General features: G+C 36.4%; 8 protein-coding genes. 2 read left to right on the top strand and 6 right to left on the bottom strand.

Features of this window, described 5'->3' with window-relative positions:
- Window positions 1-2 precede the first annotated feature (2 nt).
- Window positions 3-4,061: a two-component regulator propeller domain-containing protein gene (locus tag GQR60_RS11305; RefSeq protein WP_160463464.1), complete on the top strand. Its 4,059-nt coding sequence runs from the start codon at window positions 3-5 to the stop codon at window positions 4,059-4,061.
- 79 nt (window positions 4,062-4,140) lie between these two features.
- Here GQR60_RS11305 and GQR60_RS11310 read toward each other — a convergent pair whose 3' ends face one another.
- The 5 genes from GQR60_RS11310 to rhaT all read right to left on the bottom strand — a co-directional run bounded on the left by GQR60_RS11310 (window position 4,141) and on the right by rhaT (window position 10,553).
- Window positions 4,141-5,439: a class II aldolase/adducin family protein gene (locus GQR60_RS11310; RefSeq protein ID WP_124993022.1), complete on the bottom strand. Its 1,299-nt coding sequence runs from the start codon at window positions 5,437-5,439 to the stop codon at window positions 4,141-4,143.
- Window positions 5,440-5,499: 60 nt separating this feature from the next.
- A complete protein-coding gene (locus GQR60_RS11315; protein WP_124993023.1) occupies window positions 5,500-6,654 on the bottom strand; it encodes an iron-containing alcohol dehydrogenase in 1,155 nt (384 codons plus the stop codon).
- A gap of 27 nt (window positions 6,655-6,681) precedes the next feature.
- Window positions 6,682-8,043, bottom strand: coding sequence for an FGGY-family carbohydrate kinase (locus GQR60_RS11320; RefSeq protein ID WP_124993024.1), 1,362 nt, complete (start codon window positions 8,041-8,043; stop codon window positions 6,682-6,684).
- Window positions 8,044-8,119: 76 nt separating this feature from the next.
- On the bottom strand, window positions 8,120-9,385 hold the full coding sequence (locus GQR60_RS11325; protein WP_124993025.1) for an L-rhamnose isomerase: 1,266 nt from the start codon (window positions 9,383-9,385) through the stop codon (window positions 8,120-8,122).
- Between the two features lie 97 nt (window positions 9,386-9,482).
- Entirely contained in the window at window positions 9,483-10,553 is a 1,071-nt protein-coding gene (rhaT, locus tag GQR60_RS11330) for an L-rhamnose/proton symporter RhaT (protein WP_124993026.1), read from the bottom strand.
- A gap of 136 nt (window positions 10,554-10,689) precedes the next feature.
- Here rhaT and GQR60_RS11335 point away from each other — a divergent pair, with 136 nt between their 5' ends.
- Complete coding sequence (locus tag GQR60_RS11335) at window positions 10,690-11,565, top strand: AraC family transcriptional regulator (protein WP_124993027.1); 876 nt, start codon at window positions 10,690-10,692, stop codon at window positions 11,563-11,565.
- Between the two features lie 89 nt (window positions 11,566-11,654).
- Here GQR60_RS11335 and GQR60_RS11340 read toward each other — a convergent pair whose 3' ends face one another.
- Window positions 11,655-13,094, bottom strand: a complete 1,440-nt coding sequence (locus GQR60_RS11340; protein WP_124993028.1) for a glycoside hydrolase family 28 protein — start codon at window positions 13,092-13,094, stop codon at window positions 11,655-11,657.
- Window positions 13,095-13,113 lie beyond the last annotated feature (19 nt).

Raw genomic sequence — 13,113 nt, forward strand, 5'->3', positions numbered from 1 at the left:
CTATGCGCTCAAAACAATATATCACACTTCTTATTCTCTTATTCTCAATATCCGCTTTTTCTCAAAAAAAAAAATTATTCGACTATAACGAAGGATTATCCAATAGTTTAATTAATCAGGTTTACCAAGATCATTTAAATTTTTTATGGGTCGCTACCGAAGATGGATTAAATCGATTTGATGGAATCAAATTTAAGTCCTACGCAAACAATATAAATCTTAGCAATACATTAAAAAACAATTTTGTAACCGCATTATCTGAAGATAAAAAGGGAAATTTATGGGTTGCTCAAATAAATGGATTGCAAATATACAATCATGAAACAGAATCTTTCCATGAAATAGAATTAGCTCTGTCTCATCAAAAAGATCATCTGTTTATATCCTGTATGATAACATCATCAAATGGTGACATTTGGTTGGCAACAACAGGGCATGGATTGATTCGAATCGATAAAAACACCCTAAAACCAGATTATTGTGAAAAGCTAAATGAACAATTGGGCAAACATAGTCTGATAGATATTTTTGAAGACAAAGAAGGAACATTATGGATCGCTTCCAACCAGAGTTTAAATTCTTTTGATCCGGACACGAAGGAAATTAAGAATTTCACCTTATCCAAAAACAATCAAACATTCTTCTTGAATAAAGAAATTTCATGTATCTGTGAAGGAGATCAGGACATTATATATATAGGGTTTTTAAACGGTGGATTAGCTCAGTTAGATAAACAAACCGGAGTTGTAAAACCAATCAACTGTGCAAACCAAAATGAAGATAATCTTCCGGTAAAAGATATTCTTTTTGATTCAAAAAATCGGCTGTGGGTAGGAACAGATGGTTTTGGCTTAAAGCTATTGAACAAAGAATCAAATCTGTTGGAAAACTATACCACTGTGAATGCCTCTTTCGATTTTTTAAAGAGTAAAATTCATTCTATTATCGAAGATAAAACGGGTAATATTTGGTTGGGTATTTTTCAAAAAGGCATTTACTTACTACCCGAATCGCAAGAAACATTTAAGACTTATGGATACAAAGCCTTTGATCAAAATAGTATCGGATCAAGCTGTATAACGGCAATTGACGGAAATGGCAAAGAACTTTGGATTGCAACAGATGGAGACGGCCTGTATTATTTGAACCGATCAACTAAAAAAGTTAAACACATCCCTTTAAAAAATGAAAGTGGGATTTTTGTTGGAGAGAATATTCTTACTCTGTATAATGATACAAACGACTATCTGTGGTTAGGCAGATATATTAATGGTCTTATCAGATATGATAAGAAAAACCAAAGTTTTAAGACCTTTACTACTAAAAAGAACAACACCTCAGGTAAAACTTATAATAAAATCACGTCAATCACAAAAAACAAGCAAAACCAACTGATCATAGGAACCTTAGACGATGGAATATGTAGGTTTGACACTCAAAAAGAATTGTACTACGACGGACTAGACATTCCCAAATCGCTGAATGAAAAAATTCCTAAATGGATTCTTTGCGTTTACATTGATAAAGCTCAAAATTTATGGATCGGAACCTATGTTGGACTCTTTCATGTTAACCTAAAAACAAAATCACTAACTCAGTATTCGAAAGAAAACGGACTGCTAAAAAATAACACCGTCGACTGTATTATTTCCGATAGTGAAAATAACATATGGGTTGGTACCTACGAAGGATTGGTGAAAATAAACGGTGATAGCTCCAGCTTCTATGATACCAACGATGGTTTATGCAACAATGTGGTCTGTTCAATAGTTGAAGATGAATACAACCAACTATGGATTGGAACACATAACGGATTGTCCAGATTCAATCCAAAAGATGAGTCTTTTACCAACTATTATTCCTACGATGGTATTCAGGCAAATGAATTCTCAAGAAATGCAGCCTTTAAATCAGATAAACAAGAACTTTTTTTTGGTGGTATAAATGGAATTACACAAATCTGCAAAGATTATGCAACTATCGTCAGAGAAGTGAGAGATGTTATTCTTACAGAATTTTTAAGTTTCGACAAACCAGTGAAAATTGGTGATAAATCGGGTAAGCATGTAATTTTGGATAAATCAATAGTTCTTGCAGATACAATCAGGCTTCGCGAACAGGATAATGTATTTTCAATTGAATTTACTTCAGCCGATTTTGCGAATCAAACAGCCGTTTCTTACGAATATATAATGGAAGGTTTTGATTTAAGCTGGAACGTAACAAACTCGACCAATAAAAGGGCTACCTACACCAATTTAAATCATGGAATCTATACCTTTTGGGTGCGTGCCGTTGATAAAGAGAACCTCTCAACACCAAGAAAACTTACCATTATTATCTACCCCCCCTGGTATAAAATGCTTTGGGCAAAAATTTTATGGATACTATTAACCGGCACTTTTATTTATGGAATATTTCTGTTATACATGGAGAAGGTGAAACGCCTGCACGCCGAAAAGGTGAATGAAATGAAAATGCAGTTTTTCATCAATATATCACACGAAATTAAAACCCCTTTATCGTTAATATTAGATCCCTTAGAAAAATTAATCAAACAAGATTTTGGTGAGAAAAACTCGAGGCTGTTCTTTATTATGCAGCAAAATGCCAATAGAATATACCGTTTGGTTAGCCAAATGATGGATGTGAGGCGAATTGACAAAGGACAGATCCTTATTAAATTTCAACAAACAAACATCTACAGCTTTATTAAGGAGATAGCTCAATCTTTCGAACTGTTAGCCAACGATAAGAACATATCTTTCAGTATAACTACCAGCGATCCGGATATTGAGGTATGGATAGATCCTCTGAATTTTGAAAAGGTTATTTTCAACCTATTATCAAATGCTTTTAAATTTACACTTTCAGGAGGTGAAATAGAATTAAGTATCACAAAAGAAACCATTGGAAAAGGAAATCATCAACATGAACAGGTAAAAATAACTGTCAGCGATACAGGTGTTGGAATTAAGGAAAGTGAAATTGAGCGAATTTTTGATCGCTTTTACCAAGTTTATTCGCCGGATACGAAACAATCAACAGGTACAGGCATTGGTTTGCATCTTTCCCGTTCATTGGTTAGCTTACACAAAGGCAAACTTTTGGCCGAAAACCGTAATGACCAAACCGGAAGCCGATTCATCATTACACTTCCTCTTGGAAATGAGCATCTTTCCCCAAAAGATCTTATCACAGAAAAAACAGCTTTTCAGGCTCCGTCACATAAATATATTTCGCAGGTATCAAAAGAGAACATCCAAACTCCTGTTGATAAAAGCGTAAAACGCAAAACCAATTACAAGATTATGATTGTTGATGATGAAGTTGACATCAGAAACTATCTGTACAATGAATTATCTGCCTATTATAAAGTAGTGGCGTGTGAAAATGGTAAAAAAGCTCATGAAATTTTATTGGACGAAAAACCAGATCTGATTATTAGTGATATTATGATGCCGGAAATGGATGGTATCACTTTGTGCAAAAAAATAAAAACAAATATTCTAACCAACCATATTCCTGTTATTTTACTTACGGCACTTTCTAAGGAAGAAAATGAAACAGAGGGCATTGAAACGGGTGCCGACATGTATTTGGTAAAACCTTTCAAAAGTGAATTTATCCTTAAAATGATTTCTAATATTTTAGAAAACCGGAAAAAGATATACAGCAAATTACAGACTAAGAAAGAACATGAAATAGAAAATATAGAAATAAAATCGCACGACGAAATATTGATGCAAAAAGTAATGGCAATTATTAAAGATAACATCTCTAACAGTGAGCTAAATGTTGAAATGCTGGCCGATGGTGTTGGAATCAGCAGAGTACATATGCATCGAAAATTAAAAGAGCTGACCAATCAGTCGGCCCGTGATTTCATCAAAAACATTCGGATGAAACAGGCAGCCTATCTGCTTACAACAAGTAAAATTAACATCGGAGAAATAGGTTATGCGATCGGGTATTCTAATTTATCACATTTTTCAAAATCTTTTAAAGCTTATTATGGTGTATCACCAAAAGAATATTCATCAAAGCAACACGAGAGTTGAAAAATCTTAATTCATTTTAATAAAATAAAAAAGATGAACCGTTGAGTTCATCTTTTTTGCTTTATAATACTGATTCAAATTAACTTAAAAATTTCTTTCTCAAATCTTCAACCTGCTCATCATTAATAGGAACCATTTTTCCAAGAGGAGCACCGATCACTAGAGATTTAGCACTAAACTCAGCTACCTCAAGTCTGTCAAATGCCTGCATCATAGAGCCACCAGTTACCAAAAATGAGTTGTTTGCAACCAAAACAGCAGGAACTGTATCGCAAATCATTTCGGGAATTGTAGTATTCCCTTGAAATTGAGTTTCAATTGGCAGGCAAGGTACATCCTGTAGGAAAATCCAGCTTTCTGGTATCGTTCTTACATCAAATTTAACGCCTGTTGTACCGTAAGCCATTAAATAGGGAGACTGAGTAATAATGATTGTATTCACATTTGGATTTTGCTCATAAATCATCTGATGCAACTTGGTTGAACGGCTTGGTGTTTTGCCTTCCTCCGGTTTACCATCTTTAATCTGAACAATGTCCTCAGTTTTAAGATCCCATCGGGCTATTCCTGTTGGAGTAATCAAAAAATCGTTTCCTTCGGCACGCATCGAGATTGTTCCAAAAGAGCTGATCATTAAATTTTGACGACAAGCACGGTGAACAAATTCAACAATCTCCGATCGAAGTGCTTTTTCGATGGTTGTATTTACCACATTGGTATTGCAGTCTTTAACTTCGGGCATTTGAGCTTCGTAGGCTTTAATTTGCTCATCGGTTAAGTAAGTTGGATTCCCAATTCCTTTGGCGTTAATGATGGTTTGACAGCAAAACTCCAATGTTTCAAAACGAGTATAAGCATCCAGCATATCTGTACCACCCAAAACAGTACCGTGATTTTCCATAATTACGGCCATGTAATCGCTGCCAATAAATTGTTTCGCGATTACTGCTCCCAAAGCCTCACTGCCTGGCAATTCATATTCTGCATAACCTATTTTTCCGCATACTTTTTTAGCCTGAGGAATAATATTTGTATTTGGTATTTCTCGAACAATACTGAAAGAAACCAATGCCGGCGGATGCGCGTGAATTACTGCTTTTATTTCAGGACGAGCATCATATATTGCCTTGTGAAAAGGATATTCCGACGAAGGTTTGTGCTTGCCAACAATCGTTCCGTCTTTTTTCACACAAATAATATCATCTTCGGTCAATTTGCCTTTATCAATAGCCGATGGGGTTACCCATATGTCGCCATTTTCATCCATGATAGAAATATTCCCTCCTGATGTGGTGGTCATTCCATCTCTGTAAATTTTACCAATAACTTGTGTTAACTGAGTTTTTGGATGTAATAAATTCGGATTAAAATTTTTCATCATTCTATAAGTTAGTATCAAGACACAAGTATCGAGACACACGATTTAAATAATTTCTTTTTAGTATGCTGCTTCGTAAATCTTAATGGTCTCTTCCAAGGAAACTTCTCTTGGGTTACCTCCAGTACAAACATCGGCCATCGCATTTTTCGCCATCGCTTTAAAGTCCTTCGGATCAACATTCAATTCTTTTAATCCTGCAGGAATACCAACATCTTTCGACAATTTTTTAATAGCATCAATAGCCGCTTTCTTCTTTTCATCTACCGACATACCTGTTGTATCTGCACCCAAGGCTTCTGCTACCTTACCCAATTTTTCGCCACACACCTCAGCATTAAATTCTTCTACATAAGGCAAAAGAATTGCATTACAAACACCATGAGGCAAATCGTACATTCCACCCAACTGGTGAGCCATTGAGTGTACATATCCCAAACCGCAATTTGAGAATGCTTGTCCGGCAATGAATTGTCCCCAAGCCATTTTTGTTCTGGCTTCAATATTCTGTCCATCTTTTACTGCATCTCTTAAACTACTGCCGATTAGCTCTATCGACTTTAGTGCAAGCGTATCCGACCATTCAAAAGCACCCGCAGTTACGTAAGCTTCAATGGCGTGAGTTAAGGCATCCATTCCTGTTGCGGCTGTTAAAGAGGCAGGTTTATTCAACATTAACATACTATCGTTAACTGCAATATCCACCAAACAGTTTTTATCAACCATCACCATTTTTACTTTACGCTTTTCGTCGGTGATCACATAGTTGATCGTAATTTCACTTGCAGTACCAGCAGTTGTATTGATTGCGATTATTGGTAAAGATTTCTTTTTTGAAACATGAATTCCTTCATAATCTTCAATAGAACCACCATTGGTTGCTAAAACACCAACAGCTTTACCACAATCCTGAGGAGAACCACCGCCCAAGGTTATGATACAATCACATTTATTTTCTGTTAAAATAGCTAAACCTTCCTTTACGTTTTCGGTATTTGGATTTTGCTTTACACTACTATAAGTCACATAATCCAGGCCAGCTCCTTTTAGTACATCTTCCACTTTTTCTGCCACACCAATCTTCACCAAAACCTCATCTGTTACAAATAAAGCTTTTGTAAAACCTCTGGCGGCCAGTTCATCTTTTAATTCCAGTAAAGCATTTGGACCTACCAAACTTAAAGGTGGCAAGTAAATTCGTCTGCAAGTATTCATTTTTGTTTATTTTGAGATTGTTATGTTTTATTTTGACTCTAATTCAATTTTATTGGTCGTAAAACCCTCTAAATTTCCGGCAATTACCAGGGCCGCTCCAAGCGCACTTGCATTATCAATTTCAGAAGTACGAACTTTTTTATCCGTAAAGTAATTGGTAAGAAGACTTACAAATATTTTATTTCGCGAAAAACCTCCTGATACGTAAATCGTTTTTGTTGTATCCCTTTTCGGAATAACAAGTTCTACAGAACGAACACACAAACGGGTTAATTCCATTACCAAGCGAGTGTATGCTTCATCATAATCTGCGAAAACAGATAAATCCACTTTTTCGAGTCCTTCACTGAATTTTTCAATTCCTTCGGGGAAAAATAATAAAGCTTTGCCGAATTTCAGATTGATGGAATTTACTGCATCTTCGCAATAATCGATATTTTGAAAATACTTATCACTTGCATTAAAATGATGATTGAGCCTGGCAATGCATGCTTCATGAAAATGCCCCATAAATAACCGGGATGACTTCACCTGTTGCTTTTCAGGAGTCAGAAAACACAAACAATCGTTCTTCAATTGTTCGCTTGTTAAAGGCTCTTCGTTAAATGGATTCATGCTAATGCACCACGTTCCGGTGGAAACCAAAATAAAATCTTCTTTTGAATTGTGAAGATAAGGAACCAAGGATGCGGAGCTATCGTGAATACCAACTCCTGTTTTAATTTCTTTTCCTTTAATCAGAGCAGGATAAACCTGATCGTTATTAACAGGTTTTGGCAATTTTAAGCCTTCCTTTTTTAGCCATGGATGATATTGCATTTTATCGAAATCCCATAGAAAAGTGTGACAGCCAATAGAGGTTGGTTCAGATGTTATCTGCCCGGTTAAAACCAAAGAAAGATATTGCGGAAAATGAAGTATATTCTCCACCTTTTCCCAAAGATCTTGTTTTTCTTTTTTTAACCAAAGCACCTGAATTCCAGAATTTAAAAGCAATCCCAAAGCCGGGCTGGCCGTTTGACGGCAAAACTCATCCATTCCGCGGTATTCTTGAAATAAGGATTCCTGAATTTCAGGATTTACTTGCTTTAGGTAGTTGTAAATTGGCGTTACTAATTTACCTTCTTTGTTTAAAAAGGCAAGAGATGCACCATAGGTTGAGAAATTAATGGCCTGAATATCGAACTTTCCTTCCTCAACAAGAACACTCAAAGTATTCACCATCCAATTTTGAATCAATTGAATATCATCGCATTCAAAACCATCATCGTCAACTGTCGTCGAAAATTTCTCTTCGTATTGATAAACCAAATTAAACACCCGATCGAATAGAAGTATTTTTTTATTGGTTTTGCCAATATCAAAAACTGCGATTACTTTAGTATCCATCTATTGTAATTTTGATTCAATAAAAAAGCGAACCAGATGATGAAACAAATGTGTTTCATCATCCAGCTCCTTCTACTTATCTTTTAGATAAAACTTCTTTTTCGTAAGCTTGTATTTCTGCGATATAATCCTCGCTAACAGGTACACCTTCTTGTAAACAGTAGTAATCCCAAACAGCACCAAATGGCTTTGTTTTCAACTCCTCAAGAAGTGCTAAACGTTCAAAATTCTGCCCGTTTTCTTCATATTTCACTAATGTAGAAGTAGGCTCCAACATAGCAATCATAAACGCTTTTTGTGCTGCACGTGTACCTACTACATAAGCACCAATACGATTGATAGAAGCGTCAAAAAAGTCAAGACCTACATTTACGCGACCGATAAAGTCGTTACGTACTATTTCAGAAGCGATCAACTGTACTTCTTCGTTAAGTGTTACCACGTGATCAGAATCCCAGCGAACAGGACGTGTTACGTGAAGTAATACTTCGTCTACAAACTGAAGGCACGAAGAAATCTTATCGCCTACAACCTCTGTTGGATGGAAGTGACCATTATCCAAACAAATCATTTTGTTGTTCTTGATAGCATATCCCAGGTAATAATCGTGTGAACCTACAGTCATAGACTCAGCACCTATACCAAATACTTTACTCTCAACAGCATCCTTCATGTATTCTTTTGGAAATTCTGCAGCGAAACCTTCATCAAGAGATTTAGTCAACTGTGAACGCATTCCGTTACGATCGACCGGGGTATCTTTAGATCCATCAGGAATCCAGGTATTCAATACACAAGGGCTTTCCAGCTGTTTACCAATTTCAGCAGCAATTTCGCGTGTACGCTTAAGGTGTTCTACCCAAAATTTACGTACCTCTTCATCTTTAGAAGATAAAGTAAATCCACTATCAGCCTTAGGGTGAGAGAAGAATGAACCATTAAAGTCCATACCAATACCTTGCTTTTTACACCAGTCTATCCATCCTTGGAAATGCTTTACTTCAATAGCATCACGATCAGCAGCTCCATCAGAGAAGTCACCGTATAAAGCATGTACGTTTACGCGTTGCTTACCTGGCAGCAATGACATTACCTTTTCCAGATCAGCCATAATTTCAGTTACATTACGTGCTTTTCCAGGATAATTACCTGTAGCCTGAATACCTCCGGAAAGTTGACCGTCAGGATTCTCAGTACCCGACACATCATCAGTTTGCCAGCAGTGAAGACTGATTTTAATTTCATTGATTTTATTCAATACAGCTTCAGTATCAACACCTAAAGCAGCATACTGCTCCTTGGCCAACTCATAGGCCTTTTTAATCATTTCTTTATTTGCCATAACACGTATATATTCTAAATAAAATACTTCTTCTAATTCAACAGAAACAGGTGAATCATCTGAATTAATATTCTCTAAAACTTAAAAAAAATGCCATTTACATTGCATTCCCCAAACCAACAATCACCACGGAAACAATAATAACGGCTATACCAATAGTTATCGTCCATTTTGTTTTAGGAGCTACTCCTTTCCATTCATTTCGGTAGATTCCCCACATATTAGCGGTTAGAATGATGGTGGACATATGAAGAATCCAGGAACTTGCACCATTCCCAAGTTTACTCTCGCCCATTCCGTAAAAGAAAAACTGGAGAAACCATGTGGTTCCGGCCAGTGCAGAAAACAAGATGTTATTCCGGATAGGTGTCGATTTATTTCCAAAATCTTTATAGGACTTATTTTTAAAACTTAAAATAGTAGTCCATATTAAATTGGTTGTTAGTCCCCCCCAAAGAATTACCACAAATGATACATTGTTTTGAAACAAGTGACTTGAACCTTCAAATAAATAATCGGGTAATAAGGCTGCCGATTCGGCCATGGTTTTACCTGCTTCAATACCAAAATTAAAGAATGAACTAAGGATACCAGATAAAATAGCGATCACTAAACCTTTCACCAAACTAAACTCTGCAACGCTCTTTTTTTGATCCTCCTCGCTTAACTCACCTTCTTTCAACATTCCTGCATAACCACACAAGGCAATACCAACAAGACAAACTACTACTCCAACTAACACTAATTGTCCCCCTGAAGAGGCCAACATATCGGTAAAAGAAACCTTCCCCGCTGTTGGATTAATATTGTAATATATGGAAGGAACGATTGCACCAAAAGCTGAACAAAACCCAAGAACTACCGAATTCCCTAATGACATGCCTAAATAACGAACACCTAAACCATAAGTAAGGCCGCCAATGCCCCAACAAAGGCCTAATGTAAATGTAAGAGCAAAAATCTGGGATGAACTGGCTAAAATAATATCAAAAAAGCCTGGGATCGTTAAATATGCTGCTATTGGTGGTACTATTAACCATGAGAATAAACCGCCAACAATCCAAAAGCTCTCCCATGCCCAGCCTTTTACTTTGTTAAAAGGCATGTAAAAACTACCTGATGCGACTCCACCTAATGAATGATAAATAATTCCTAATAACGCGTGCATATTTTCGGATTTAGTTTGATTTAATTGGTATTTTTGTTTTTGTTATATTCTGATAATATGAGACACAAATGTATATTGACACCTACATAATTTCAATACACAAACTGGCGTTTCATTTGCACTTTTTGGACCAATAATGGAAGATTTTTTCAAATACATATCTGCAAGTGAAGAAGACAAGGATTGGGGGCTCTATTTAAATGTGGCCGGAAAATCAAAAGTCCCCTCAGGAATCACCTATCCATCTGCAGAACATCCCAGTGGATATCACTTTTCATGGGCCAAAGGACGCACTCTAAATGAATATCAGATTAACTACATTACGAAAGGAACAGGGATACTCGAAAACGCCCGGGGAAAATTTGCGGTTAAGCCCGGTTCATTACTAATTATCCGAAAAGGGGAATGGCATCGCTACAGACCTACCAAAAATGAAGGTTGGCTTGAACATTACATTGGTTTTGACGGCATGTTTGCGAACCACTTTTTACAGGAAAATCAAATTCTGCAAGGACAATCGGTTATCCATTGCGGTGTGCGCGAAGATTTTATTGATACTTACTACAAAATTTTCGAGTTGGTTCGAAACGAAGATCCAGGAAACCAGCACATTGCTGCCGGACTGGTGATTAAATTACTTGGATGTATAGTCTCCTGGGAAAAGCAAAAAAACTTCTCTGGAAAACCTATTGAAAAGCTGATTCTGGAAGCTCGTTTTTACATGCGGGAACATATTGAACAAGAGGTAGATCTTCAAAAACTTGCAGAAGATAATTGCATTGGCTACTCCTATTTCCGAAAGATGTTTAAAAAATATACAGGGATCTCTCCCCACCAATATCATTTGGATTTAAAAATCATGAGATCAAAAGAACTGATTCTAACAACTAATAAATCGATGAAAGAAATCAGTTACGAACTTGGCTTTCAGTCTATTCATTATTTTAGCCGGATATTTAAGAAAAAAGTAGGACAAAATCCGTCTGAACTGCGGGGAACCGTAACTAAATAGTTGAAAACGAAAAAGAGACCATCAATTTAAGATAGTCTCTTTTCCTTTACTTAGATATAATAAAAGCTAAATCCATTGAACACAGCAACTTAGTCTTTAATCCTTACATCTTTATTATTGCTAAGCTTTAACTTATTTTCTTTTGCTCCACGCACTTTAAAATCAGTAAACTTCCAGTTTTTTGCATAAGATATATTCCCAGCATTATCTCCTTCGAAGCTTACATTCTTAAACTGAAAATTATCAATGGTACTTTCCTCTATACCGGTTACCTTGATGCACGTTTGAGCATTAATGGCATGAACATTTTCGAAAAACATATTTTTGAATTTAGGCATGCCCTTTTCAGGTGGTACTACCCCCAATAATTTTTTCCAATGAATCGGTAACTCTCCATAATTATAACCTTCAGGCAATTTTGAATTGCTATAGGATGGATTCCAATTTAAGTTCACAACAAACGGATCCCTTACCCCATCCATTTGGATGTTATACATGTAAATATTTTCGATTGTACCCCCTCTTTGCGAAGTACTTTTAAATCGCAAACCATATTTAGTCCCTAATCCTTTCATGTTGTATATCAGCACATTTCTGACACTTCCTGAAGTTTCACTACCACAAGTAAACAAACCATCGCCACGGCCGGCAATACAATCACGAATCACAATATATTCACACGGACGATTCACTTTTAAACCATCAGAATCCCGGCCAGCTTTTAAGCAAAAATTATCATCATTACAATTTACGTAACAATTTTGCACCAGAATTCTGCTTGATGAATCAATATCGACGCCATCGGTACTAGGTCCTTTTCCTTCAATGTTATTATTGATCGTCATGCCTTGAACGGTTACGTATTCCGAATACAAAATATGAACAGACCAGAAACCAGCCTGATACAACACAAAATCTTTCAACATTACATCTTTTGAATTCTCGATAATGATACCTCTTGGTCTTTTGCAATCGTAATCAACAACCCAACGCAAACCTTTCGGGTCATACTCTTTGCGCATGCTGTGATATTTGTCCCAAAATACTTTTCCTTTGCCATGAACAACACCATCACCAGTAATGGCCACATTATGCTGATCAATAATATTAATTAATCCTGCAGGCCAATCCATTTCAATACCAGCTACTCTTGTTGGAATTTCTTTATAATCATTAATATCCTGACTTCCTTCTATTTGTACCCCTTTCGGGATGTCGAGAATTACGTTAGATTTTAAAAACACCGATCCTGTAAGGTAAATACCTGTTTGAAAGCGAACTACACCTCCACCAAGTTCGGCACATTTATCTATAGATTCCTGTATCGATTTGGTACACAAGGTAACACCATCTCCAACGGCACCAAAATCGGAAGGATTGTAGATTACTCCTCTTGAAACAGGTTGCGTTCTAGCTCCTACATCAGCAATCCAATTGCAGGAAGAGAGATCAGGCTCAAAATCCTGCCCCATACTTGAAATAGATATCATCAGGAATATTCCTATTAAACTTATTTGTTTCCAACTCATCTGTCTATCTGTTTTTCTA

Origin of the sequence: Labilibaculum euxinicum (genome assembly GCF_009795715.1) — a bacterium.
Classification (GTDB): domain Bacteria; phylum Bacteroidota; class Bacteroidia; order Bacteroidales; family Marinifilaceae; genus Labilibaculum; species Labilibaculum euxinus.